This is a genomic window from Ensifer sp. R-19, from assembly GCF_049905105.1.
Taxonomy (GTDB): Bacteria; Pseudomonadota; Alphaproteobacteria; order Rhizobiales; family Rhizobiaceae; genus Ensifer.
Genome location: NZ_CP184570.1, coordinates 774,735 through 801,055 on the forward strand (window position 1 = coordinate 774,735; position 26,321 = coordinate 801,055).

The 26,321-nt window shown below is 58.7% G+C and carries 15 protein-coding genes and 7 pseudogenes; 9 read left to right on the forward strand and 13 right to left on the reverse strand.

Annotated elements, in window-relative coordinates; all coding sequences use genetic code 11:
- Positions 1-3: 3 nt before the first annotated feature.
- Positions 4-635 (reverse strand): annotated as a pseudogene (locus ACN9MO_RS22885) (aldehyde dehydrogenase family protein); the annotation flags it as partial.
- A gap of 258 nt (positions 636-893) precedes the next feature.
- On the opposite strand from ACN9MO_RS22885, the pseudogene ACN9MO_RS22890 reads away from it, so the two are divergent.
- A pseudogene (locus ACN9MO_RS22890) lies at positions 894-1,223 on the forward strand (hypothetical protein); the annotation flags it as partial.
- Here the strand turns inward: ACN9MO_RS22890 and ACN9MO_RS22895 are convergent.
- Both ACN9MO_RS22895 and ACN9MO_RS22900 read right to left on the reverse strand, forming a co-directional pair.
- A pseudogene (locus tag ACN9MO_RS22895) lies at positions 1,107-1,424 on the reverse strand (hypothetical protein); the annotation flags it as partial. The pseudogenes ACN9MO_RS22890 and ACN9MO_RS22895 overlap by 117 nt on opposite strands.
- Entirely contained in the window at positions 1,343-2,200 is an 858-nt protein-coding gene (locus ACN9MO_RS22900; RefSeq protein WP_082615845.1) for a response regulator transcription factor, read from the reverse strand. The pseudogene ACN9MO_RS22895 and the gene ACN9MO_RS22900, both read right to left, overlap by 82 nt.
- A 423-nt stretch (positions 2,201-2,623) precedes the next feature.
- Here ACN9MO_RS22900 and ACN9MO_RS22905 point away from each other — a divergent pair.
- Positions 2,624-3,023, forward strand: a pseudogene (locus ACN9MO_RS22905) (transposase); the annotation flags it as partial.
- A gap of 590 nt (positions 3,024-3,613) precedes the next feature.
- Here the strand turns inward: ACN9MO_RS22905 and ACN9MO_RS22910 are convergent.
- Both ACN9MO_RS22910 and ACN9MO_RS22915 read right to left on the reverse strand, forming a co-directional pair.
- Positions 3,614-5,113 carry a lipopolysaccharide biosynthesis protein gene (locus ACN9MO_RS22910; protein WP_244495608.1) on the reverse strand — a complete coding sequence of 500 codons (1,500 nt, stop codon included), beginning with the start codon at positions 5,111-5,113 and terminating at the stop codon, positions 3,614-3,616.
- Positions 5,103-6,398 carry a hypothetical protein gene (locus tag ACN9MO_RS22915; protein WP_192496008.1) on the reverse strand — a complete coding sequence of 432 codons (1,296 nt, stop codon included), beginning with the start codon at positions 6,396-6,398 and terminating at the stop codon, positions 5,103-5,105. Before ACN9MO_RS22915 ends, ACN9MO_RS22910 begins: the two co-directional genes overlap by 11 nt.
- Before the next feature lie 250 nt (positions 6,399-6,648).
- Between ACN9MO_RS22915 and ACN9MO_RS22920 the strand changes: the two genes are divergently transcribed.
- From ACN9MO_RS22920 to ACN9MO_RS22935, 4 genes are all read left to right on the forward strand, one after another.
- Complete coding sequence (locus tag ACN9MO_RS22920; protein WP_113480111.1) at positions 6,649-7,911, forward strand: O-antigen ligase family protein; 1,263 nt, start codon at positions 6,649-6,651, stop codon at positions 7,909-7,911.
- Between the two features lie 574 nt (positions 7,912-8,485).
- Positions 8,486-10,027 (forward strand): dTMP kinase, encoded by a 1,542-nt coding sequence (locus ACN9MO_RS22925; protein ID WP_162733751.1) that lies wholly within the window; start codon positions 8,486-8,488, stop codon positions 10,025-10,027.
- Positions 10,028-10,051: 24 nt separating this feature from the next.
- On the forward strand, positions 10,052-11,209 hold the full coding sequence (locus ACN9MO_RS22930) for a glycosyltransferase family 4 protein (protein ID WP_113133835.1): 1,158 nt from the start codon (positions 10,052-10,054) through the stop codon (positions 11,207-11,209).
- A gap of 110 nt (positions 11,210-11,319) precedes the next feature.
- Positions 11,320-12,342 (forward strand): SDR family NAD(P)-dependent oxidoreductase, encoded by a 1,023-nt coding sequence (locus ACN9MO_RS22935; RefSeq protein WP_057251161.1) that lies wholly within the window; start codon positions 11,320-11,322, stop codon positions 12,340-12,342.
- 406 nt (positions 12,343-12,748) lie between these two features.
- On the opposite strand, the gene ACN9MO_RS22940 is transcribed toward ACN9MO_RS22935, so the two are convergent.
- From ACN9MO_RS22940 to ACN9MO_RS22960, 5 genes are all read right to left on the reverse strand, one after another.
- Positions 12,749-15,094, reverse strand: coding sequence for a Calx-beta domain-containing protein (locus tag ACN9MO_RS22940; RefSeq protein WP_057251163.1), 2,346 nt, complete (start codon positions 15,092-15,094; stop codon positions 12,749-12,751).
- Between the two features lie 199 nt (positions 15,095-15,293).
- A complete protein-coding gene (locus ACN9MO_RS22945) occupies positions 15,294-15,860 on the reverse strand; it encodes a hypothetical protein (protein WP_057251164.1) in 567 nt (188 codons plus the stop codon).
- A gap of 392 nt (positions 15,861-16,252) precedes the next feature.
- On the reverse strand, positions 16,253-17,005 hold the full coding sequence (locus ACN9MO_RS22950) for a sugar transferase (protein ID WP_113133833.1): 753 nt from the start codon (positions 17,003-17,005) through the stop codon (positions 16,253-16,255).
- 34 nt (positions 17,006-17,039) lie between these two features.
- Entirely contained in the window at positions 17,040-18,269 is a 1,230-nt protein-coding gene (locus ACN9MO_RS22955) for a DegT/DnrJ/EryC1/StrS family aminotransferase (protein ID WP_113133832.1), read from the reverse strand.
- Positions 18,229-18,948: a nucleotidyltransferase family protein gene (locus ACN9MO_RS22960; protein ID WP_057251165.1), complete on the reverse strand. Its 720-nt coding sequence runs from the start codon at positions 18,946-18,948 to the stop codon at positions 18,229-18,231. Before ACN9MO_RS22960 ends, ACN9MO_RS22955 begins: the two co-directional genes overlap by 41 nt.
- Before the next feature lie 284 nt (positions 18,949-19,232).
- On the opposite strand from ACN9MO_RS22960, the pseudogene ACN9MO_RS22965 reads away from it, so the two are divergent.
- Positions 19,233-19,903: pseudogene (locus ACN9MO_RS22965) on the forward strand (IS5 family transposase).
- A 26-nt stretch (positions 19,904-19,929) separates the two neighbouring features.
- Here ACN9MO_RS22965 and ACN9MO_RS22970 read toward each other — a convergent pair.
- Together ACN9MO_RS22970 and ACN9MO_RS22975 are read right to left on the reverse strand one after the other, a co-directional pair.
- On the reverse strand, positions 19,930-20,640 hold the full coding sequence (locus ACN9MO_RS22970) for a response regulator transcription factor (RefSeq protein ID WP_057251166.1): 711 nt from the start codon (positions 20,638-20,640) through the stop codon (positions 19,930-19,932).
- 583 nt (positions 20,641-21,223) lie between these two features.
- Complete coding sequence (locus tag ACN9MO_RS22975) at positions 21,224-22,555, reverse strand: polysaccharide biosynthesis/export family protein (protein WP_057251168.1); 1,332 nt, start codon at positions 22,553-22,555, stop codon at positions 21,224-21,226.
- A 537-nt stretch (positions 22,556-23,092) separates the two neighbouring features.
- Between ACN9MO_RS22975 and ACN9MO_RS22980 the strand changes: the two genes are divergently transcribed.
- The gene (locus tag ACN9MO_RS22980; RefSeq protein ID WP_113133831.1) at positions 23,093-25,258 is read left to right on the forward strand and encodes a GumC family protein; all 2,166 of its coding nucleotides are present in this window, start codon (positions 23,093-23,095) and stop codon (positions 25,256-25,258) included.
- 251 nt (positions 25,259-25,509) lie between these two features.
- Here ACN9MO_RS22980 and ACN9MO_RS22985 read toward each other — a convergent pair.
- Positions 25,510-25,946 (reverse strand): annotated as a pseudogene (locus tag ACN9MO_RS22985) (IS110 family transposase); the annotation flags it as partial.
- A 9-nt stretch (positions 25,947-25,955) separates the two neighbouring features.
- Between ACN9MO_RS22985 and ACN9MO_RS22990 the strand changes: the two are divergent.
- Positions 25,956-26,126: pseudogene (locus tag ACN9MO_RS22990) on the forward strand (IS3 family transposase); the annotation flags it as partial.
- Positions 26,127-26,321: the final 195 nt, after the last annotated feature.

Sequence of the window (26,321 nt, forward strand, 5' to 3'; positions counted from 1 at the left end):
ACTCTTGCCGGCGTGGGCTTCGTCGGTCGTGCAGATTGCCGCCGTCAGGCCGTACTCGCTGTCATTGGCGATGCGGATTGCTTCTTCCTCGGTAGAAAACCGCATGATGCTGGCGATCGGGCCGAACATCTCTTCGCGCGCAGGTCGGGCGTCACATCGGCAAGGACCGTGGGGGCGACCCAGTAGCCGCCTTTCAGGCGTTCCTCGGTCGGAAGTTTACCCTGGGTGACTAGGCGGGCTCCTTCCTTCAGCGCGATATCGAGATAGGCCAGCACCTTGTCGCGGTGCTTCGCATCGACCATGGCCCCAATATCTGTCGCGGGGTCAAGGCCGTCACCGACGACCAGCTTCTCGGTCGCACGTGCAAAACGCTCGAGGAACTCGTCATGCAGCGCATCGTGCACGAGTATGCGTGACGTCGACGTGCATGCCTCGCCCTGGTAGAGCGCGACATCGATCGTGCGGATGCCGATCGTTTCGGCTCCCTCGAGGATCGAGCGCGGCAGTCGCTCGCCCGGGCTCATGTCCCATTCGCGCTGCCAGTTCGATCGAATGAAAGGCGTCACTGCGTCGTCGACGAACGCGCGGCAACTGTCGCGCATCAATCGCTGCTCCTGGGACAGGTGAGCCGTCATCGGCGTGAATCATTTCTCGCTCCCTTGGTTCTTCTGGCGGGTTCCTCTTCCTGCCCTCAGATTCGTAGCGTGCTGCCTCGGTGCCAGTGAGGTTCTCACCGTGCTCTTTTGGTGAACTATCGTCCAATTCGACGTGGATTTTCTGCGCGGCATCGGAAGCATTTGAGCGATGGGCTCCGTCTCAATCGCTCCACTCCCTCAGATTGCCCCGACGCCCGCGGATAACGACGGCGTGCAGATGGGGCCGGGCTACCAAAGGAGGCGCGCGAAGAACTCATGAAAGTCGCGCTTTTCGCCGCAGAACGGCGCATCCCCATCGAGATCCATGCCTATACCGATGACGCCGCAAACGCGATCCTCGACGTCTTCGAAGCGGTGCACAAGACGCATCCGTTCAACGACTTGCGCTGGTCGATCGCCCAACACCGGATCGGAACGGACGCTCGACCGGATGCAGAGGATGGGTCTCGCCTATACCGTGCAGATGGGCCCTATTTCGAGGCCCCTGCCATCAGGGAAGCGAACGGTGCCGCGGTGGCCGCGGTCTCGCCACCGACGCGGCTCGCAATCGACAAGGGAATCATGGTTGCCGGCGGCACGGTCTGGTACGACGAGAGTGTTGGACATATGCCAACCAGCCTGATCCATGATGAGGACGGCATACGCATCGTCGGCGACATGACGGGCAATTTCGGCCAAATGCTGTGTCATGGCGTAGGTGTCGCACCATGGCATGACCAGCGCTGCCGCTTTCCCAAGCTTCGGGCAGATGGCGCCGAAGATGTAGGCTGATCGGGTTCGCTGGTCGTGCGGTGCTGCGGATCGCGTTCCACGCTTCGATCGTTGGGCAACAGATCGTTTAACTTGTAGGCGACTTCGGTCCTGTTTGTCGCCTTGACCTTCTTCATAATGTTGCGGATATGAACCTTGACGGTGCTTTCGCGCAGGTTGAGTTCATAGGCAATGATCTTATTGGCCTTGCCGCGCCGCAGCGCCTCGACCACTTCGGCTTGGCGGGAAGTGAACATACCCGCCAGCGGGTGTGGGACCGTGTTGCTCGACTCGAACAGCTGGTGCATTGCGAACAGACAGCTGGCGGGAACGAAGACCCCGCCAACGAGAGCAAGATAGATCGCTTCGATGCAGACATCTATCGTGACCGAGGAAGGGATATAGCCCTTCGCGCCGCATTCGAGGGCTTTCATGATCTGCGCGAGTTCGTCCGTATCGGCCAGCACGATGACCGGCGTCGACGCGAATTCGGACGAGAGCCGGCGGATCTCCTCGGCCACATCCCGCTCGGCAATATTTCTGCCCCCGATATTCAAGAGAATCGCCGACAATGGCGGGTATTGCCCGCGATTCTGCCTCCATTCCTCAATTGATCCAAAGGCCAACACGAGCAGGTCCGTCTTGTGAGCAACAATGCTCTGCGCGAGGCATTGTCGATCGAGCGCACGGGTGTCGATTATCACAAGCAGGCGCTCCCGTTGAGGTTCCGCACGCACGCTGACAGCGCCGATAAGCTCATTGAATGGGGGATAGTCAATATCATTTTCTTTCATACGCCTTGCTCCCGGGATCTTGGAGATAGTGGTTATACTGCCCTCCGCCTTAAATATTATCGTCGCCGCGCAACAGTACTGCCAATCGCCCTCGGCTTGTACTAACGGATTAAAGGAATACTCGGCGAATACGCCAAGCCAAACTACCGCAGAAATTCTCGGCGGTACTCTACTGCCTAAAGAATAGCGTACTACAAAGGCTGGCGACAGAACACATACAAATTGGGGCGCTGCGAGTGAAAAAAGAAGTAGATTACACGATACTGCGGTGAAATTAGTATTATATATGCTACTTGCGTAGTAGAGGTCGGAACAAGAATTGTTTCCCTCAAACACGCGGCCTTTATCAACCAAAAATAGCAATAACCTTGATAGCCAACGACTTCCATGCGATTCTTCGGGCATGATCCGAAGGAGATGAGAATGTCGGAAACGATGCTTGCAGCGCTTACCAACATTCGGACGGCGGAAGATATGATCGTGGCCTTTCGCGATGAGGCGCAGTGTCGGCGATTGCTGGAAAGCATGGTGTGGCCGGCCGGAAGAGTTTGCCCTGCCTGTGGCTACAAGCGCTCGATCGCGATCGCCGGGCGCGATATGGGCAAGCGGCGTGCGCATCCGGGTCTCTATCAATGTTCCAGCGGCGGATGTCGGTTCCAGTTTACGGTGACGACACACACACCGCTGCATTCCACAAAGCTTCCTCTGCGTGTCTGGCTGAAGGGCATGTGGCTGATGCTGCGAGGCCGAAAAAGGTCTACCGAATACCCAGAAGACGCCTGTCATGGTGATCGTGCAGCGACCAGATGACGTCACAACCGGCGCCAATGTGCGCGAGTGGCTCTATGTCGACGACTCCGTCGAATAGGCCGTTCGGACCCGGATCGAGTTCGTACAAGGCCCTCGTGCCGGCGTCATCGGAGAAGTAGAGGTGTTTGTTGATCGGGTTGTAGGCGACACCGGTCGGGTCATCGGAAAAGGCGAAGGCGGTAAGCGGGCTCAGCAGCGCCCCATGATCAGCAGTGGGTTGGCGATGTAGGTAACGCCTGAAGAGTCGGTGCTGCGCGTCGACTAGGTCGAGGTTTCGGTGGTCCTCACCAAGGTCGTGGATGTCGGCAACTGACGAGGCGAGTCGCTCGTGACGTCTAAACTGAAGGATTCCACATCGCTGAATCTAGTCACTTGAAATCTCTCTTGGCAGGCCCGATCGCCACATCGCTAATGTGTCCGAGGGGACTGTTGTCATGCTGGTCGGGCCCGTCAAAGCGGCCAAGCATTTAAAGCGCCGCAGGCCAGCCGAGTGGGGACCCAGGCATGATAGGAAATGAGGCAAAGCGGCCCCATTTCAAATCAGGACTAGTCCTGAAGGGTGACAGGCATGGGGGGCCTCCTACCCGCCTTGCCGCCCCGCCGCTATGTTGGGCGGCGCTGGAGCCAAGCTGGGGCAAGGCTCATGAGGACTTGCAATGCCGACCTGCCATCGTGACCAAGGAACAACGCTGGTGCGCACCAGCACAACAGCGCGCTGGCAGGGGCCGTGGTAAGCACGATCATTCCCAGCAGGGAGAGCGGCGGCGTGTGAAGTTCTCGCAATAAATTCGCAAACATCCAGGCGCCGCCTCCTACCGTGACCGCTAGCGCCACGCCGGGTAGGTGCGCGACGGCAAAGTCCGACCACTTAAGTCCCGTAAGGCGGAGGCTGAGCTGCGCCATGAGAAGGAAGTTGCTCGCCACCGCTATGACGGCCCCAAGCGCCACTCCTGTCACACCCCAATGTTGCCCGATGAATGAGCCGGCCCCGACTGCGAAGGCGAAAACGGCTTGCCGCCACGCGCGGGCGTATACGGCCCCGGTTGCCCGGGTAATCGAATCACTGAGCTTGTAACTGGTGCGGAATAGCATTCCCGCCGCCAGGATCTGAAGCGGGAGTACCGCGTTCTCCCATCCCGGGCCGAGCAGCACCTGTACCAGTTCCGGCAGGACAGCCATTACCACCACGCTGGCGGGAAGCACAAGCAATGCACAGGACGCGACTGCGCCGCGAAATGCGCGTGCCAATCGCGCCGGCTCCTGCTGGATCAGCGCCATCGTCGGAAACAAGACCATATCGAGGGTCTGGCCAACAATGACTGCGGGTGCTGTCATCAGCTGCGATGCGAGCGCATACAGCCCCAGCGACTCAGCTCCTAGCCAACGCCCTACGACCGCTTTGTCGGCCTGACCGGCCAGGTAATTGAATATGCGAGCGATGGTAAAGCCACCTCCAAAATAGAGCAGGTGTCCGATCGCGCGTCGTTCCAGCAGAAGCCGTTTCGGGTGCGGCTGTCCGATGAGCAGCGCAAGCATGCGCACGAAATGCTGGCACACCAGGGCGCCAATAAGGGCCCAGATCCCAAGCCCCCGCCAGGCTAATAGGGGACCGACGAGAACGAACCCGATCGCAAAGGCGCCCGCCTCGATACCCGCGAGCCACCGAAACCGCAACGCGCGCTGGGCCGAGGCCTGCGCCACCATCGATATTCCACGACACAGGAATACGGCGCAGGCCGCGCGCACCACGGGAGCAAGTTCGGTTAAGCGGAACAGGTCCGCGATAGTTGGCGCTGCCCACCAGACGAGCCCAGCCATGGAAAGGCTGAAAATGAGCGACATTGTGAACCCAACACGTAGATGGGATTCTTCCACAACAGGTCGCTGCACAATCGCCTGAGCGACGCCCAGACCTTCGAATATTGCGGAAAAATTAATGACGACCAGCGCTGCGGCATAGAGCCCAAACTCACTCGGAGCAAGCAATCTGGCCAAAACGATGAGGGCGACGAGTTCCGCAACGGCTAGCCCGCCCATAGAAAGGCCAGTCCACATCAGGCCAATCGCGCTGCGCGCTGCCAAGCCTCGCCGGTCACTCGTCAAGACGCGTTTCCTTCTTGGGAACAGGGGGGGACAAGTGATCTGCCGTGATCGTTTCTGGCCAGGTAAGCCGGGCAACGTAAGCCGCAACAGGTCCACCGGGTTGCCCCCAATTGCTCGCCCAAATGATCTGCGAGCCATCAGGTGAAGGCGATGCATGCGCCTCGCTCAGATAGTCGTGTTTCACACTTCGATGATGGACGATACGCCGGATTTCGCCCCTTCCGTCAATTTTTAATGCGACGATTTCCCCATACAAGGGCGTCGTTCCGCTTCGCCCTGCCCGCTCGTGTGAGCCGCTGTATGTCAGGAATACCCAGCCCGGCCGGTTGATGCTGCGGGCTGATGCGTGCTGCGCAAAGCCGGGCGGTGTCAGGACCGTCACCTTACCGTCTGAGAGGCGCCTCTTGATGACTTGATATTTGTCCGGCTCGCTCTTGCTTATTCCGACATAGACATCGCTGCCGTCGCTGTCGATCGTCATGTCGCCGTGGCCAGGTCGATGATGCTCAGGCCAGTGCTGGATCGGATGGCCGTCAAAACTGAAGATGTCGGCGATGTCACTGCCGTCAGGCATGTCTTCATGGCAGAAGATGTACTGGCCCGAAGGCGAAATGGTGCAGTAGTTGTTGGTGCCCTCATGATCAAGCTGGATATCGGGGTATTTTGTCGCCGATCGTATGTCGTATGCAAAGGCGACCCGTTCGCCAGACGGTTTGACAGCCCGGATCACCAGTCGATCACCATTGCGCGAAAGGTTGTTCTTCCCGGGGCCGAATTCCAGTTTTCGGTACTCTGTGGGAGCATAGATCGTCATCCGCTCATCGCTGCGCACTATCCAGCGAAATATCTCAGTATTGCTGACGCAGATCATTTGCTCAGGATCTGTCGGGTGCCATTCGCACACACCGGACGGGCGGCGCTGGAACAGCGGCCGATAGTTCTGCCCGTCCAGAAAGCACAGCCCCGGACAGCCTTTTTGGACAACCAGCAGACTCTGATCGGCATTCCATGCCTGCGCGCTGGAATAGCGATGCCTGCAAAAGGCCGGATCACACGCGATGCCCGTCATGAGCTCCTTGCCCGGATCCGTCACTCGAACGAAAGGAGTACCAAATACTGGATCGGTGCTCCGCTCGAGATAGCCAGGGGCAGCCATCTCTGGCACCGCGACCACCCGTGTGTCCGCCAGATTGTCGAAGGCAAGCACCTTGCCGCTGACCGACAGCGCCAAGATCGAGCCCGTCAACAAAATCAATCCCAGCAATCTGGGCTTGCCTGGGTTCATTGTGGCCTCCGGCGGTCTTTAGGGGTTGCTGCAACACTCCCATTAAAATGCTGGCGCAGCGTTGTGGATGTAAATACCCCCTTAGTGGGTAAGCAGCGTTGCGGCCTAGCCCTTTTTGGGCGTCGTCAGTATCCAATTTGCACATTCCAGACCGAGGCGAATGTGAGAAGATCGGGCCGTCGGCTCGTGCGCCCGGAGGCCAAAGGGCGGGCACTTGCTGCTTTGGGTTTGGTCTAATCAGGTCGTGTCAATGATTAATGATAGACTGCTCGCATTTGGACTGTTGTTGTCGACTGCGACGCAGCTCCGTCTGCCCGGCACGCCTTGGGGAGCCGGCGAAGCGCTGCTCACGATATGGATTATTGGAGCGCTGGCTGACCTCGCCTATCGGGGCGCTCCGGCGCTTACAAGGCCCCTTTCCCATATGCTGCTATTCTGGGCGGTGTTCACCTTCGCCCAGAGCATAGGTTTGCTTTTGGGATTGGCCACAGACAATATCTATCCATCGGGCGTCCTGCACACCGGACAAGCTTACGCCTTCGTGGCTATTTTGTCGCTTCTCTTAGTCATTCTCCCTGCTTGGCGGCTTCACCGCGTGGCGTGGACATTCTCGGTCGGCGGCGCCGTCGCGGTCATTCTGTTAATCGCCGGCGGCTATGGCATGGTTCCCATGCCAGGCCTTGGCTTTTGGGAGTGGAACCGGTTCATTGGCTGGTCAATGAATCCAAACCAATTTGGTCTTTTATGCACTGTCCTTGTGCTGCTGTCGCTTCAAAGGGCAGAAGCGGCGGCTCGCCCGCACACCAAAATTTTCGCGCTTAGCTGCATGGTCCCTCCTTTCATTGCCGGAATTCTGACCCGAAGTGACTCGTTTACCGTGGCCATTGGCTTTGCGGTACCGCTTTTCGTGGGGAGCAAGTTTCTAATCAGGTTCATGCGCGCCGAGCGTCACCCGTCTCTGGTCATGACCGTCGCCTGTCTGATAATCCTGTCACTTCCATTGCTGCTTGCGTCCGTAACCCCGTTCACTCCGAAGATCGCGGAGAATGCGCGCCAAGCGATCGTCGAGACCATGTCAGAAAATGATCAAGCTGAAGATCGATTTCGACTCTGGAGTGAAGCGGTGGATATTGGCCTGAAATCAGGAATGTTGGGCCTCGGACCAGGCCCGCATCTTCTCGGAAAGCGGACGAAACTACCGCCCCCTGAAAAAGCAGAAGCGCATAACACTGCCCTCGACTTGATCACTCAGGGCGGCATCCTAGCTATGCTGATCTTTTTCTGGATCATTACGGTGGCACTCATCGCTGCCTACCGGGCTGGGCTCACAGCGGTGGCAAGTCTGATTTTCTCGCTGTTCGTATATTCCAACTTTCACCTGGTTGTTCGTCACCCGATTTTCTGGTTCTCGGTCGTGCTCGGTCTCGCGGCCATGCACTCAGTTGCACCGCGAAAGTTGACGAGTGCGCGACCGCTCGATATCAGCCCCAGCGCCCCTCGCACCCGAGCCTAAATCAACTGACGAATATTCGCTCGCAGCGCTGCCAACGACGATCTACGGTCCCCGCCATCCACCAAATTGCACTCGTGGTGCCACTACAGCGCCGTGCATCTACAGCGACCTTTTGCGCGTTTGATAAGACGCGCGGCGCTGTAGGCGGTGTACGGGATCGTGTCGAGTGCGTCTTGCCTGCTCCGCCAATACTTCATGCTTACATTCGGGCTTAGTGAGCGGCACTCTTCTTGGGTATTCAGGTTTGCCAAAGCCAGCTGCCGGAAAAACCTTCTCACCCTTATTAGCATTAAGTTGATCGTTAGCCGGCGCGCTAGATTGGAAACGGCAAGGGGTCAAACTCGCCTCAAAGGCGGGTTTCGGAGCTGTGGCATCGGCCTGTTGAGCGGAGGGAGTCCATTGATGAAAGCCGTAATGCGATGTGGCGGTCAGGGAACTCGCCTGCGCCCGTATACCATGGTCCTCCCGATGCCGCTGGTGCCGGTTCAATCACAGCCGGTGCTCGAGTTGCTGCCGTCTGGCTCGAATTTGGCCGGATAGACGATTTCCACACCGCCCAGGAGCTCGATTGAGGATGTTCAGTCGCCGTCATTTGACGTCCATGCAGCCTAAAGCCTATCTCGCTGGAGCAGCCGGCCCCGAAACAACGTCGGCCCTCCCCCCACCGAAGGAGCCGATACGTCGCCTGCTCGCCTCGCTGGACCGTATGGGGCTGCGGTACTGCCACTGGAAGAGCAATCTGCGGCTTGGCGAGAGCCTTGCGGGCGAAGGGGATCTCGACCTGCTCATCGACCGCCAGGACGCCGCCGGCTTCCAAACCGCGCTGGTCGAAAGCGGGTTCAAGCTCGCGGTCTCAGCGAACGGGGCCGGACATCCCGGTGTCTTCCACGCCTTTGCTCTGGACCCCGATGCGCCGCAGCTGCTCCACGTGCACGCCTATTTCCAGATCGTCACCGGTGACAGTCTGGTCAAGGCCTACCATCTCCCGGTGGAATCGGCGCTACTGGCCAATACGCGTCGCTTGCACAGCGTTCCTGTCCCCACGGTCGAGGCCGAACTGGTGCTCTTTGCGCTCCGAATTGCGCTCAAGCATACCAGTCTTGCGGAGCTGTTTTTGCTTCAGCGCCACTACGACCTCGTGCTGCAGGAGCTGAAATGGCTCTGTGCAAGCGCGAACAGTGACAAGGCCGAGGAGCTCTGGACGGCCTGGTTTCCGGGTGCGCCTGTTTCGCTTCTTCATGACCTGATCGAAGCCATCGCCGAGCCGCGGGCCATGGTTCGCCGAATCCTGCTTGGTCGTCAGGTAGCGGGCCAGCTCCGTGGCTGGCGACGGCTCAACACACTCTCGGAAGCGCTGTCACGCATGCAACGTGTCCTACTGTTGCTGCTGAGGCGTCGCCGCAGGCTAATCCCTACGGCGGCAGGGCTCGTAATCGCTTTTGTCGGTCCCATGGGCACGGGAAAATCCACCTTGAGTCTGGCCTCCGCCCGCATTCTGGGCCATCATTTCGATGTCCGCGCCGTCCATGTCGGCAAACCTCCCGCGACGTTCGTTTCGCTCCTCCCGCGCCTCATCCTTCCTTTGGCCCGGCGGATCCTGCCCGGTCACCGATCCAGCGCGCGTGCGGAACGTGAGCAGAAGCAAAACGTGCCGCCTTCTTTGCTGAATACTCTGTGGCTCACTGTTCTGGCCCACGACCGCCGCGCGCTTCTGAGCCGTTGCTGGCGCTATGCCGCCGCGGGGTCGATTGTGATTGCCGATCGTTACCCTTCCGCAACCCTTGGCGCGGTCGACAGCAGTCGGTTCGATGATGAGGCGCTTGCGCGGTGCGGACGTGGCCCGAAGCAGTGGCTGATGAGGCGCGAGCGGGCGCTCTACACCGGGCTCCCGCAGCCGACGCTTGTCATCCGTTTAACTGCGCCGATCGAGACGTCGCTGAGAAGGGACGCGGTTCGCATTAAGAAAGAAGGACCCGATCCCGCAGCCGTAAAGAGGCGCAGAAAGATCGAGATGGAGACTGAGTTCCCCAATTCGCGCGTGATTTCCGTCGATACGGACCAGCCGCTCGAGGATACGGTGAAAGCCGTGATGCAGGCTCTGTGGAGTAGTGTCTAACTGTAGCTGTGGCCGGGGGTGCCGATGTCTATTCTAACGTCACACGAACAGGGGACGACCGAGCAGGTCGACCATCGTCTACGGATCGTTTTCGTGATTTCGCGCGGAGACGAAATCGGGGGGGCACACATTCACGTGCGCGATCTATCCACTGCGCTTCGTTCCAGAGGTGCGGAGGTGACGATTTTGGCTGGTCGCGACGGTCGGTTTGCCAATCACCTCAGAGAGTGTGGAATTCCCATTCATTGCATACAAAACCTGCATCGCAGCGTGGGGCCCTTCCAGGCCGTGAAAGCTGTACTTGAGATCCGAGAACTATTACGTCAGCTTCGCCCCGACATCGTATCGACGCACTCTACCACTGCGGGCCTGCTTGGTCGGATTGCCGCATACAGTCTTGGTATTCCGGCTCTGTTTACCGCCCACGGCTGGGGTTTCACGAAGGGGCATCCATGGATCCAGCGTGTTATTTTTTGGCTGGTCGAATGGGCCGCAGCACCGCTTGCGTCTCGTATCATCACGGTATGTGAATCTGACTTCAGTGCCGCCGAACGGAGCTTCCTGACTCGCAAAGATCGGCTCGTGGCAATTCCGAATGCCATGCCCGACGTCAAGGAATCGCTTCGCGCCCGACCGGAAAGATCGCCACCCAAGATTGTAATGGTGGCACGCATGGCCTGGCAAAAAGACCATGCGACGCTCTTGCGCGCTCTTGCGCAGTTAACGGACCTCGATTGGCAGCTGGAGCTGGTTGGTGACGGGCCCTTGCTCTCCTCTGTCGAGGGGCTTGCCGCCTCGCTGGGGATCGCGTCGCGCGTTCGCTTTGCGGGTTATCGGCAGGATGTGGCAGAGCGTTTGGCGGATGGGCAGATATTTGTGCTCGCTTCCAATTGGGAGGGATTCCCGCGCTCGATCCTCGAGGCTATGCGAGCGGGCCTGCCAGTGATTGCGTCAGACGTTGGAGGAGTGCGCGAGTCGGTTCGCGAGAGCGAGACCGGATTCGTTGTACCGCGGGGAAACATTGATGTCCTCCGCGACCGTCTGCGCTTGCTTATTGCGGCTCCACTGTATCGTCGCCAGATGGGAGAGGCCGGACGGGCTTGGTACGAGAAGCGCTTCTCCCTCGACCGCCTCGTGGCGGAGACAACTGCAGTTTATGATTCTGTGCTTTCGGATTCATGAATGGAGGTGGGGGACTCGGTGGCGATCCCCTGTCGCCTCCGTGGGTACGCCGCCATCTTGAACTTCGCGGGTTCAAGCAGAAATAACGCAACGATGGGGAACTGAGTGCTATGGCTATCGATACGCGCTACGACGGACTAAAGACGGTGATCACTGGAGCCGATGGATTCATTGGTTCGCATCTGGCGGAGAGCTTGGTACGTCAGGGCGCAAAGGTCACCGCGCTCAGTCTCTACAACTCTTTCGGGCAAAGGGGGTGGCTAGATGATACCCCCGCCGAGCTTCGCCAAGCCATGAATCTCGTGGCTGGCGATGTCCGCGACTCCCATTTCGTGCGCAAGCTGGTCGACGGCGCAGATGTCGTATTTCACCTCGCCGCGTTGATCGCGATCCCGTACAGCTATAGTGCGCCGCAATCCTATGTGGACACCAACATAACGGGCACGGTGAACGTGCTCGAAGCTTGTCGCGCAGGCGGGGTCGGCCGGATAGTCCACACGTCCACCTCCGAAGTCTACGGCACCGCGCTGTTCACACCAATCACCGAAGAACACCCACTTCAAGGTCAGTCACCCTATTCCGCCAGCAAGATTGGTGCGGACAAGATGGTAGAGGCCTATGCCCGATCATTCGAGACGCCCGCCGTCATCATGCGCCCCTTCAACACTTACGGGCCGCGTCAAAGCGAGCGCGCCGTCATCCCGACAATCATCCGGCAGGCCCTCCAGCCGGAATCGAAAGAGATCCGGATTGGTGACCTTAGCCCGATACGAGATTTCAATTTCGTTGACGATACTGTCAGTGCGTTTCTAGCCATCGGCCGAGCGGAACAGCTGGAATGGGGTGCCGCTTATAATGCAGGCTCGGGGTTTGCAGTTACCATTTCTGAGACCGTCGAACGCATTCGCGAACTAGTGGCTGGGCCCGCCAAACCGATAATCGCGGAAGACGTTCGCAAGCGGCCGGCTGCATCGGAAGTGATGGCCCTAATCGCCGACTCGGATCGTTTGCGAGAGTTGACGGGCTGGGCGCCTCGCGAAACGCTCGACAGCGGCCTCGAAAAGACGATCGAGTGGTGGCGCTACCGAATCGCAGCCGGGCGGGTTCGCCCCGAGTTGAGCTATCTGACGTGATAGGCTTGGCCCTCGCCGCTTTACGAGGGCAATGGCTTCCAGCGCCATTGCTTCGCCATTGCGCAGATGCGGCGTGGCCTTCGTGACCTGACGGGCGATGCGGTTGGACCTGGCATTGCGCAGCTCGTGCGGTGCGACGAGGAGACTAAGGAACGCAGGTCGCTCACTTGTCTCACCGCCACGCATGCCCTGCCGGGGTTTGCCACCGCCGCCATGCCGCTGGCTGCCGTGGTCGCCTGGCCCGCCTATTGCATGTCTCCTTAAATCGCTCTCGATTTAAGGAGACAGACATTGCGCCAATTCAAAGTGCTACCGCGAATTTTGCGCGTTTGATAAGACGCGCGGCGCTGCAGTGCCGAGCGCACCAGGCAATGGCGCAAAGCTCACGACAGCCGCAACTGAAGTGCTAAGCGACAATGAGCCAATCATTGCCCAAGTCGATTTCGATCACGCGCCCGTCATTCACATGGCTGTTCCCGTAGTCGGCGACATAGAGATTCATCTTACCCGGATCGTCATTGGGATCACTGCTCGGCGCGAATTCCAGGTCCTTGATCTTGGCGCTGGTGTCGCCAATCGGGTTACGGTAATCCTTAAGAAGGTCGATGGTCTGCAGGATGTTGCCGCCGTGATCGACAACCCAGATATTCTTGCTGAAGCCGCCGCCCACGAAGAACACGTTGTGCTGGGCGTCATAGGCCAGCGCCTCCGGATCCTTGATTTCCACGGGAAGAGTGATCCTGGAGAGAACCTGGCTGAATGCCTTGTCGATCTCGACGATCGTATGGGAAGTCCCGTTGACAATGAACACGTTGCCATTGTTCGGGTTGACGGCGACGTCCTCCGGATCGTCACAGTTGAGGGACTTTGCCGAGGCGGTCCCGAGCCTCGCTGTCGGGTTCTTCGGATCGACCCAGTAGATCGAGTACTTGTCATCGTCCGTGATGAGCAAATGACCGGTGACCGGGTTGAATGCCAGCCCCGTCGGCTCCTTCGTGAAGGCTGCAAGGCTGAGGGAGTTCTCCAGGACACCACTCGTGCTGATCTGGAACAGATTGTTCGCGCGGAAAAATGGACTCTCATCCACTTCCGAATCGGAAAGGAAGAGGCCCTGGCCCGGCACATAGGCCAGCCCTGACGGATCCGAACTGTTGATCCCGCCTGCCTTGATGCTGGTATCGATGATGTTGACCACGGTCGGATTCGAAGGCGGGCTGACATCATTGTCGGCGATACTGCCCGTTCCCGAGGAATCGGCAAGGGTGAGCGCCGTGCCGCTCGTGACGAGCTTTGCCGAGTTGATCAGAACCTTGAAGGTCTCGGTATTCTCCACGATGGTGTCGTCGCGCAGATTGATGGTGACTTCGACGCTTGTCTGCCCGGCCGGGATGTCGACCACGCCACCGCTCACACCCACGAAGTCCTCACCGGCTGTCGCCGTGCCGTCTTGTGTACTGTAGGTGATGCGCACCGCCTCGGACGCCGCCTCCGACAGCGTGATCATGAATTTGATCGTGGCCGTGCTGCCTTCCGTCTGCGGGTTGGGCGCTCCGTCCGTGATGTTGACCACGGTCGGATTCGGAGGCGGGCTGGCATCATTGTCGGCGATACTGCCCGTTCCCGAGGAATCGGCAAGGGTGAGCGCCGTGCCGCTCGTGACGAGCTTTGCCGAGTTGATCAGGACCTTGAAGGACTCGGCATTCTCCACGATGGTGTCGTCGCGCAGATTGATGGTGACTTCGACGCTTGTCTGCCCGGCCGGGATCTCGACCACGCCACCACTCACGCCCACGAAGTCCTCACTGGCTGTCGCCGTGCCGTCTTGCGTACTGTAGACGATGCGCACCGCCTCGGACGCCGCCTCCGACAGCGTGATCATGAACTTGATCGTGGCCGTGCTGCCTTCCGTCTGCGGGTTGGGCGCTCCGTCCGTGATCGATATCTGCGGCGGTGGTGCTGAACCGCCAGACCCGGAAATCGTGAAGCGGTCGGCGCTCAGGAGGCTTGCAATATCCGTATCGAAGGTGGCGATCGCGATCCCGGCGGCGCCGCCGGCACCATCTCCGTCCCACATCAAAGTCCGAGTCCCACTCGAGTAGATGAACTGCCCGTGAGACGTGCTCGCCTGATTGCCGGAACTCACAATGGTAAAGTAGTCGCTCGACAGTTTCCCATTGGTCAGACCGCTGCCCTCGCTCAGGCCGTAATCGGCGGCGAAGAATCCAAGTCGGTCGTCCGCGTCGAAGTCCACCACCCGGTCCGTGCTACTGACCGCAGCTGGACCGAATAGGAACGTGTCGGCGCCGCCACCGCCAGTAAGTATATCTTTTCCCCCGTCTCCAGTCAGGACGTTCGCAGCGGCATTTCCCTTGATCTTGTTGTTGAGTTCATTGCCTGTTGCGTTGACGGCGTCCGTTCCCGTCAGCGTCAGGTTTTCAAAGAACTTGGGAAGGGTGAACGTGACGGAACTCTCGACCAGGTCGATTCCGCCATCATCGATGCCGTCGTTGTTTTCATCCTCGCTGATCACATCGCCGACATTATCGATCCTGTAGCGGTCGTTGCCTGCTCCGCCGTACATGGCGTCCGCGCCGGCCATGCCGTCGAGCAGGTCATCCCCACTCCGGCCATAAAGGATGTCATTGCCATCCTTGCCGTAAAGCCTGTCGTTTCCCCCCTTGCCATCGAGCAGATCGTTTTCAGCGCCGCCAGTGAGGTCCTCGCCAGCATCCGTGCCGATCTTATCTACCATAGCTGGTTCTCCTTTCTGCAACCGGCTCCGAAAGCCGCTATGGCGGGGCAGCTCTTGCATCACCCGCGGCAATTGTTTCCGCAGTGAGCGTTGCGCTCGGTCAAGCGGTGCCGGAAGCGACCGATGAAAACGGCCCTGTTTGCTCCGTCAATTCTCAATTCAGCGTCGCGGGTACAAGGCGATTTCGCGCTAAGTCAGGTCATCGCGATCCGTGTCCCTTCTTCAAGATGATTTCGTCCGCGATCGTCTCAACGGCCATTGCGAGGGTGTCTTGGTCCCGCCAACTCACACGCATCGAATGCCGGCCGACCGCTTTCAGCAAATCATCAATCATCGAGGAGATCTCGATCTGCCGAAGCGATCTTTGGATGTCGCTCTCGAACAGTCGCTCAAACACCCCTTGACGACGCAGCCGCTTTTCAAGGCGCGCCTGAAGCACTTCGCGCGGCGTCTCCACGCGAATGAGCAAATCGGGCGCCGGCACAAGCGATAGTCCTCGCGACAGGGCATGCTGGCTTAGCGCACCGGAAAAGAGAGCGAGCGAGCAGAGTGAATTCATAAAACCCTGATCGAAGATGACGACGCTGTCCGAGGTCAGCGCCGCGCTCCAGGAGCCGCAGATATTCCGCAGATAACGTCGAGCCCGGATGGCTCTAGTCCAGCTCTTTGGCGGCAGGATCTCCATCAATTGCCCGACGAGCGGGTCGATGGAGACGCCTGGCACCAGCGCGTCCAGAGCGGTGAAGACTTTCGAGGCGCGGGCCAAGGCTGCGGGCAGTGCGGAGGACGGCCTAGCTCCTGCTCCTGGTGGCTCAGAACCTTTTTCTGCGGGACGCGAGCTCCCGACGAGCCGCACCGCGATGCCCCTAGCATCGAGCGCAGCCTCGAGGCCTCGGGCAAGGGTCGTCTTCCCGGAAGCAGCTGGCCCGAAAAGCTCAACGATGACGGTGTTGCACCTTGGCGCCATCGGTGTCCTTGTCCACGACGATGGAATCGCGCCGGGATTGCATGCTCGCGAGGGGATTGGGCTTTCCGCACCGAGGAGCACGCCCGAACCCCACCTCTCCCGAGGCACTGGCGTTGCCGCTGTCCGGTGCGATGATCCCTGCGTCGCGTCCGCGGGACCCTGCTCAGAGGGCCTCTGCGGAACTACCCAGCTCATAGTTGCATCCTCCTCGCGCGGCTCCAGCTCGAAGGTGGCGATAGAGCGCCTTCCGTCACAGGCGCCTGGCTGGTCCGCAGCGTGGGCAGCTGCGTCGGAAGCTTGGTCAATGTTGGATGGAGGCCAGCCACCGCCATGACTCCGCGAACAATCCACACTAGGTCCTTGAGCATGGTCTTACGCGGGTAATATTCGAGATCGAGACAGGCCTTCAGCGGGAAGATCACCTCTCGATAAACCTTAATCAGGTCGGTATTCACCGGGTACAGGCTCGCCTCATTGCGAAACGCTGCCTGGCTGGGACCGAATATTCCAGGCCTATAGTCCAAGATTGCCCGGTGCTTGTCGTCGAAGCAGTCGGCAAAAGCGAGGCTCTCTGGCCGCGGGCCGACAAAGGCCATATCTCCCCGGAGGATGTTATAGAGTTGCGGGAGCTCATCGAACTTCGTTTTTGCGAGTAATCGTCCAATTCTGGACGTTCGACCGTCATTATTGACCGTCAATGGAAGGCCGAAGGGGCTGCAGTCCGCACGAAATTTGCGAAACTTGTAAATCCGAAAGTGCCTGCCGCCCTGTCCAAGGCGCACCTGCGAGAAGAACACCGGACGGCCGCTCTCCGCGATGATCGCCACGGCAATCAGCAGCATCACGGGGCTTAGAACCGCCAAGCAGACGGCGGCGAAGAGAACGTCGAAGGAGCGAGCAATCCAGCCGATAAGACGTGCTGGCAGACGGTCGTCGTGGCGCATTACGAATCTCCTCACATTTGTTTCTTGACGTCCTTCATGCCTGCGCAGCAGCGGCCAGAGCGGCGACTACGCGCTCGACGTGACCGTCAGCCATGCCGGGATGCAGCGGGAGCGTCAGCTCGCGACGAGAGAATTCCTCCGTCTTCGGGAGCCGAAGGTCCGGTCGCCGAGATCTGTAGAAGGAAAAGTCGTGAACAGGCGGGTAATGGATGCTCGTTTGGATGCCATCGCTTCTCATGGAAGCGATGATCCGATCGCGGTCGGCTTCGGCCGGCAAGACGACCGGCATGATATGATGAGCCGAATCGCAACCCTGCAGGCTGGGGACGAGGATGGTCGGGCAATCGGCTGCCAGACTATCTGCATATCTGGCCGTCAGGACGCGCCGGCGTTCATTCCACGCTGTCAGGTGACCGAGTTGGACCAGACCCATGGCAGCTCGGAGTTCATCCATTCGGTAATTGTAGCCGAGCATTGTCACGTCGTAGCGCGGTGCGCCACTGTGGTGGCGCTGGAATGTGCCGCTTGTCATCCCATGGCCGCGCATTTGCCGGACTCGCTCCAGAAAGTCGGATTGAGTCGACACCACCATGCCGCCTTCTGCGGTCGTCATGTTCTTGTTGCCGTAAAAGCTGAAGGCAGCTGCGTCGCCGAAGGTTGCGGCGTCCTCAAGACCCACTGCATGCGCCGCGTCCCCAATGAGGAACAGGCCCCGCCGGGAGGCGAACTCGCGCCATGCGCTGCGCTGCGCGACACAGCCAGCATAGTGCACGACAATGACAGCCTTTGTTCTCGGAGAGCACTTTTGCGCAGCGTCCTCCAGGGACATCAGCGGCATGGTGAGCGACTCGATGTCGACAAAGACAGGCGACGCCCCAGTATACAAGACGCTGTTGGCCGTCGCCACGAATGTGAGCGAGGGCACGAGGACTTCGTCGCCTGGCCCTATCCCCAGTGCATGGAGGATAAGATGAAGTGCGGCGGTGCAAGAGCTGACCGCCACGGCATCATCCGTGCGATGCCGCTCGGCGAAGGCTAGCTCGAAATCGCGTACACGCGAGCCCATCGTGACCCAGCCGTCGTCCAAGACTTCGCAAACGGCGACCTGCTCCTCACGCCCCAAGATTGGTCGCGCGACGTAAATCTCTGAGCGATCGTCGGGCTCGCTGCCGGGACGCGCCGTTGCGGCACCTCCGCCCTGGGCGGCATTCAGCAGGACAGCCTCAGGCTGCGTGGACGCGTTCAAACGGTGGTGACTGGACATCCCAATCAAGCTCCTGAGCGGTTTGGAAATCTTCGATCCGGCCAATGTCGAGCCACATGCCCTCGTGAATGTAGCTGTGGGTCGGAACGCCTCGCCGAAGGAGGCACAGGATCAAATCATCGAAGCCGAATGGGACGCCAGCAGGAATGTATTGAAGCACCGAGGGCTCCATGCAGTAGACACCCATGCTCACAAGGTTCGAGAGTATCGGTTTTTCCTTGAAGCTGGTGATCCGCCCGTCATGTGCCTCGATGACGCCGAAATCCATTCGAGTCTGCCGGTGCATGGTAGCCACCGTGAGTATTCCGCCCGTGCTGTGATGGTACTGCGCGAACGCACCGAGGCTCAGATCGGTAATGACATCCCCATTGATCACCAGGAAGCTGGTGTCGAGTTCATCGCGCAGCAAGCCGAGTGGCCCGATCGTCCCCAGGGGTGCCGCTTCATCCGTATAGCGGATCCGGATGTCCCACCGCCGCCCGTCGCCACAGAAGCTCTTGATCAGCTGGCCGAGATAACCGGTGGTGATATAGACCTCTGTCAGGTCGTTTCGTCGAAGCCATTTCAGCAGAAGCTCAAGTACCGGCTGAGAGCGGACTGGCATCAGCGGCTTGGGTAGCACCATAGTGTATGGTCTCAGACGCGTTCCCTGACCGCCACACTGGATTACGGCTTTCATCGAATCTCTCCCTGAAGTTGACTCGGTACTGCCTCAAAATCCGCGTTTGCAGAGATGTGACAGATCGATGACAGGAATCTAACAGTCGATCAGTCCTCGGCAATTGCGCATAAGGATAGAAGGCAGTCGAACGGCAAAGCCATACTTTGTGGAGCATCCTTTTGTGGAGCCGCTACCCAAGCGGAGTGACCGCTCCAAAAGGGGTATTACTTGGACGTAAACTCTTAAAATCACTTGGTGTTTTTCGCCGTCGTGATTCAAGATTTCCGAATGAGGGAGCCTCTATGACGCGTCGCCGCTACGAACTCACCGATCACGAATGGTCGATCCTGTCGCCGCTGTTGCCCAACAAGCCCGCGGGGTTCCTCGGGTCGATGATCGGCGAGTGCTGAATGGCATCCTCTGGCGGTTCCGAACGGGCTCGCCCAGGGCGGAAATCCCGAGCGCTACGACCTGTGTCCGCGTTCACCAGCATGCGGCCACGGGAAAAAGGGGATGGAGATGATGGCGGCATGAGACGTTCCCGCGGCGGGCTTACGAGCAAAATCCACGCGCGCGTCGGTGCCGAAGGTCGCCCCGTTACCCTGCGCCAGACCGGCGGACAGATCGCCGACTGCACCGAGGCCGCCGCGCTGACGAACGAACTCGGCAAGGAAGACATCCTCCTCGCCGACAAGGGGTATGACAGCAACGCCATTCGGGCCAAGGCCGCCGCGCGAAAGGCCTGGGCCAACATCCCGCCGAAGACAAACCGCAAGGCTCCTTCGTATTCTCGCGCTGGGTCTATCGGCAGAGGAACATCGTCGAGCGATTCTTCAACAGGATCAAACAATTCCGCGGCATCGCAACCCGATATGACAAGCGTCCCGAAACCCTCGCCGCCGTAAAGCTCGTCGCCACGAGAATATGGTGTCGACGGCTTTTAGATAGCCCTTATTATTCTAAGGCTTGCTGAGGCGGCTTGATCAGGACGGATATCAATCACTGCTGGTACGGTGAGGTCTGTTGCCCTGCACTCGTTGCCCACAAGGCCGCCTCGGTCCGGTTCTTTATCCGAAGCTTCCGCAAGATTGCCTTCACATGTACCTTCACGGTGGCATCCGAGATCTCGAGCTTCCTGGCAATCTCCTTATTGGAGTTTCCCCGACTAAGTGACATCAATACTTCAATTTCTCGCGACGAAAGATTAGGCGCCAGGGAAATTATATGAGTTGAATCCCCGTTGTGACCATTGTTTTGATTGTGCTTCGGCAAGACATACTCCTTTGTGATAAGCGATGTCTTGACCGGAGCGGGGGGAGGGAAAACAGGTTCGCCGAGCAGGACCAATTCCAGCGATTTCACCATGGCTTCGACGCGCATGCCCTTGTCAATCAAACCATGAACACCCGCTTGGACGGCCTGGGTGACTACAGCTTCCTCAACAGAGTCCGCCATTAGAACAACAAATGACTTTGGAAATTGCGTTTTGAGCTTCTCGACGTCCGCTTTAAATCGGCAGATATTTTGCCCCACGTCTATCAAAAACAAATCGACTTCCTGACCCTTTTCTATCAACTCCCACAACTGGGCCATATTGGCGCATTCGATTTGTTCTTTGAATGCCGTTCGTGCAAATATTCGTGCCAGCCCTGCGCATACAATGTAGTTCGGCTCGACGATTGCAAAATTCCACGTTTTCTTCTTGTTCACGTTGCACCCCCTTCCGGAGAGAATTTTTCAAATAATTCCTCATGTCAAAAAAGAAATGGTACCACATACGCGCAGCGGGGCAATCAACCGGGATAGCCCCAAAAAGTCAACGATGACGTTTCAATGGTCATCTCTAGGGTTGTATACATAGCACAATGGATTTACACTTATTCGCCAATGCCCTTATACTGTTACCGCTTTTGACGTAGATATTGCCCAATGCCGGAAAGCAGGCTCTTGCTCGACGAGCGAGTTGTCGATGCGGCCACCGATGGCAAATAAAGCGACCGCGAGATGGGCACGGGGGTTGGAAGAGCTCTCGGTCCGACCGCAAACTTTGGCGAAGCGCTGCGTCTCGCCGTCGGCGGCCATCGCAAAGCCTTAAGGTCCTGCCGCAAGCGCTTCGACCACGGAAATGGACAGCGGTCCGGCCAACACCAGCAGGTTGACGAACTCACTCAAGTTGGCGGCAGAGATGAAATGACAGCGGCCATCGCCGAGCGAAGACTCGGCCTCTTCGTCTATCCGCGCCCCGCTCGAGCATCGATCCGGAAGACCAAGTAGAACTTGAGGGATTGAGAGGTTATTTCGCGCTCTGGGCATATTGAGGCCGGTCAATGCCAAGTGCGCCGACATCAGTGCCCGTCGATAAGGACCCTTGGCGTAACGCGACTTCCACGATATCGCCCGGCTCGACCTCTTCATCATACCCCGCTTCAAAAGCGACGGGCTTCATTTCGATCCTGCGAAAAATGGTAACCGCCGGGCTGGCCTCCTGGCTGGCCTCCTGGCCGCGCGGGACGGCGATGCCAGCGAGGTCCAATTTCGCCCGCAGACTCTTTAGGCGGGCATGTTCGTCGGCCAGTTTCAGATCTATGGACCGCAGTTCTTCATGGATGCCGAGCCGGCGCTGGTCCTCGAGCTTTTCCAACGACCGGCGCGCCTCGTCCAGCCGTCTGCGCATCTGCATGAGCTCGCTTTCCGTTTGCAGCCGGCGCGTGGATGAGAAAAGCACCGAGCGTCGGGCATCCACTACCCGCAAATTGGTGAGTTTGCCTTGCCGTAGAAGTTCTTTCGCGGTCTCGTAGACTTGAGTGTCCTCGCGTTCGCCTTGAGTCTCGAGTTCGACGCGTTGGGATAGCGACTTGATCTGCTCCTCAGCAAGAGCCGCGCTCCGGTCCAAAAAGGCCCGCTCGCGATCGAAATCCACCTGCCGAAGCTCACGAATCTGCTTCTCGGTCGCCAGAATGCGCGTCAACGCGTCTTCAGGCACCGGTGCGGCTGGAATTGATGTCTTGTCGAATTCGGCCGTCTCGCCGAGCTCGGTGCGGAACCTCCAGGCGCGGACGGCATGGCCAGCCAATGTGAGCCAGCTGGCAATGTAGTCGCTCTGCAGCGGGATCGGATCGTATTGCGGCAGCGTGCCGGTAGTCATAATCGGTGGACGGAGCCCGCCCGCAGACGCGATCGCCTGGCGTACCGTCATCCGTGGCTGGAAACGATGCTCGCCGGTCTGAACAACATCTCCGGATACCCATATCGGCGCATATTGCACGATTGCTGCCGATACATCCTCGCGTTCAACCGTACGCGTCAACTCCCGACCATCGGAGGCATAGAGGGTCAGGAGCCGGCTGGTGTAGGCAGCCTGAATAAGTTCGCGAACATTGGCCAACGTGACGCCCTCGACGTCGAGCGTGCCGATGGTCGGAATTGTGATGCTGCCATCGAGCTGAACCGGCGCGCGTTGGCCGAACTGCGGAAGCCCAGCGAGCGAGACCTCGATCACATCGCCCGCATGCAGCCGGTACTCGGAGGCCTCCAACCACGACAGCCCCAGGGCCAGAGCTACTGCGGTGCGGGCCGCCAGACCCAACAACTTGAAAAACGTGCGCGGTCGGGGACGAATGACCATCGGCGTACTCCAATCTGAAGATTTGCTGGAGTCAGTGCATCTGGCCGGCAGACTGGCCCGGCGCGCTTCACCAACATCATCTAAATGATCGCAAAAGCCCCAATATCAATAAATGGAGAATAGGTATGCTCATTCAGGCAGAGCGACATAAGGGGGTACGCCACAAGCACCATGATTAGGTAATCCCCGCCGGATCCTTACTCAATTTGCATCAATTTACGCGTTGTACAAATGATGAAATTCTATACGCTGGAAATGTTGTGAATGGGGGATGAGCACTCGCATTCCCATCATCGCATTTGCCGCCGGCTAGTCAAGCAGCCGAGAACCGGGTGGATGGAATGGTTGAGGAGTGGCACGACACAGGCTACCAAGGTCCCCTCGCCGACCAACGGCGTTGACCGTGGTGTTGCCCACCCGCTCACGGGCCCACTCTTCCGTGGCATCCAATGTCTACTCAAAACGCTTTGATCATGCCGACGAACCGCAAAATTAACAAGAGCGACGCCTTCGCGCCCTTTATCTCCAGGACGAGCAATGACCTACGAAGAAGACCGTACGCTCCATCTCTTGGATCTTATTGCACTGTTGGGACGGCGATGGAAGCTGGTCGCCGTTTGCGCCGCGAGTGGTGCGTTGATGGCCTTGTTGATTGGCACCAGCATCCCGGCCCGCTATACGGCGAAAGCGCAGTTGCTCGTGGCGCGCTCGGAGTCCGGGCCGGAGGGCTCTTTCGATGAGGCTGTCGTCGACACCCACGTGGAACTCATCCTGTCGCCCAGCCATCTGCGTGCGGTGCAGAAAAGCCTCGCCGAGGATCCCGGCACCAGCGGTCCCGCAACCGTTGCGTCCCCGCCCCCGTTTAGTGATCGGGCGCAGCGGCCATGGAGCAAGATGCTTTCAGACGCCATCTTTGGTGCAAACGACGAGCCGCCCTCCGCCCCAACGACGGGTTCATCGGGAGAAGCCGTGCCCGAAGAGTCGGAGCCCATCGATTTCGAGGACCTCCAGCAAAACCTCAATGTTTATAAGGAACAGCACTCACGTGTAGTTGCCGTAACCTTCACTTCAGAGAATCCGCAGATGGCCGCAGTCATTGCGAACCGAGTGGCCGAGATGTACGTAAATAGAGGTCGCGACCGCCTTCAGGCGCGGCGTGAGCGGCTGGAGAAGGAACTGGCCGAACGCATTCCTTCCGCGCGGGCCGCTGTCGAGCGTGCGGAAGCAGCCGTTCGTGACCATCGAATGGCCTCAGGACTTATTGACCAGAAGAGCGTCGAATCGATGGATCAGCAGATTGCCGAACTGAGGCGACAGCTCGCAATTGATCTGGCCAGACTTGGAGAACGGGGAGTGCGTCTCTCAGCCTTGCTGACCCAACAGGATCAGGAAGGGCCTCGCGTCGACGTTTTGAGTGACGGCCAGTCCGCAAATGCCTTCCCACTCGCTACGGAGGCCGAAACAGACGCAGCCGATACCCGTCACCAAGCAGTTTCGTTACAGCGTGAAGAGTTGAGTCGGCTCCTCGATGAGGTCCTTGCCGAACTGCCCTTCGATCGTAGGGCGCTTGGGGAGCGCCTCCACCGCACTCGGGAACGCCTCGATTCACTCGACCAATCTCGGGAAACACTCCGCGAAGCTGAGGCAAAGCTGCGCGAATTGGAGCGTGAGGCCACTGCATCGGCGCAGCTATACGAGAGCCTTCTGCGGCGACAAACCGAAATCTTTGTCCAAGACCGAATTCAAGAGGAAGCACATATTGTCTCTGCTGCATTGCCACCCGCATTTCCGAGCTCGCCTTCGGCGGCCCTGTTCGTGCTGCCGGCATTCGTTGCCTTTGGCATCGGCGGCGGATTGACGGCTGTGCTGTTGGAGCGTTTCCACCGTCGCGTGCGCAGCGAGCGCGATGTCGAAGAATCGGTTGGAGTACCGTGCATCGGGCTCGTGCCCAACCGCTTCCGGATGAGCAGCGCGCGACGCGCGTTGATTGACGATCCGTTCAACAGCTATGGCGAGGCGGTTCGCTCAGTCGTGGCGACGGCCCTGTCGCGACGGCGTATTTTCCCGCATCAGGGCCGAGTCCGTGATTCTGCCGTCTTCGCCATCACATCGAGTGACAAGGACGACGGAAAGACCGCGCTTGCTCTTAGCTTTGCCCTGAGTGCGGGCACGATTGGGCGGAAGGTCCTGCTCATCGATCTTGATTTTCGCAACCCCAGCATCGCGCATAGTCTTGAGGGATTCGGAAAGGACAGGGCGACGTATTTCCGCGAGGAAACGGTACCCGCTGAGGAAATTGTCAAGACGATCGCCGAGTTCGGAATCGACTTTCTCCCGCTTTCCTGCAGGCGGGAATATGCTCTTTCGTTCCTTTCAACAAACCAGCTTACAATCATGCTGGACAACTTCAAGGACCAGTATGATTGCATTGTGATCGTAAGCCCACCGCTCCTTGGTGCAACGGAAGCACGCGTCATTGCTTCCGTTGTAGATAACGTCATCCTTGCACTGGAGTGGAGCGCTACGGAGGTCGACGTCGCCCGCCGCGCGATAAGTCAGCTCGGACATGTCGGGATCAAAGATGCACACGAGCGGGTGTTTGGCGTACTGACGCAAGTTAACATGCGAAAGCACCATTTCGGATTCTCTATTCGGCGTGGTGAGGTCAAGCACCTTCTGACTACCCGTACCTCTGGTGATTGATGTCTTCGCAGTATCGCGCTTCTCTCCGGGCTCGGCCTGTGTGGCCCTCCCATTATGCGACCAGAAGAATGGGGCGGAACAATCCAATCGGCGACCTGATCGCGATGAGCGAATATAACAGACAACCACGCGAGCTTACCCCATCCATCGTACTGCGGAGGACATCTTTCCACCGGCGGCGGAATCTTCTTGTCTCCTCTGGCGCTCTCGTCACTCTGGTTGCTAATTAAGCAGCAACAGGTAAGCTCTCCCTCTTCGAATTTGACCTTACCGACCAATCCGACTTTCAGGCCGAAGTTTCGCAACAATCCGCGAATGTCATACTCGATGGCGATGGCTTTTTCCTGCAAGAGTTTGCGCGCGGTCAGCAATGCCCGGTGCTTCTGGCTCGTCAGTGTCTTCACATGCACAGGCCAATAGAGATTGACGCGCATCATCTGGGCGATTCCACGCGCATCATTGCGGTCCGTCATATTTGATTGAGCTTCAAAAATGCCTTGGCATGCCTGGTCTCAATGCAGATCACGGGTAATTCTGCCTTAGCCAGTCCTTCATAAAACCATTGCGACAGTGGTCGGGCTTCAAGACCGACCCGCTCAATCTGCCACTTCGGATCCTTCATCACCAAGATCAAATCTTCGGGGTGAGTAGCAACCTTTGTCTCCCGGCAAATCTTGCCTGTTTCATCAGGGAGCTCTCAGCCTGCGAGGGCTTCTTTGGACGGTTAAAAAACGAGATGTACTACCACCGGATCAATACGACGCTTGACGACTTCATGCAGCAAGTGGATTCCTATATCTGGTGGCACAATCAGCATCGCACAAAAATCTCACTCGGTGGCCTTAGCCCCGCGGAATACCGCCGGAACCATGCTGCGACGGCGATGGAAGTTGATCGCAGGTTCCGCGCTGTGCGGCGCGCCGATGTTGGAAAATCTGAAAGAAGCTACGCTTGCATAGTGATCGACAGTCCATCCTTGCTTGAGGCAACTGAAGCCCGCGCCTTAAAGATGTACCACAGCGCGTGCTCGGCGTAATAACGCAGGTTGAGGTGCGAGAGCACG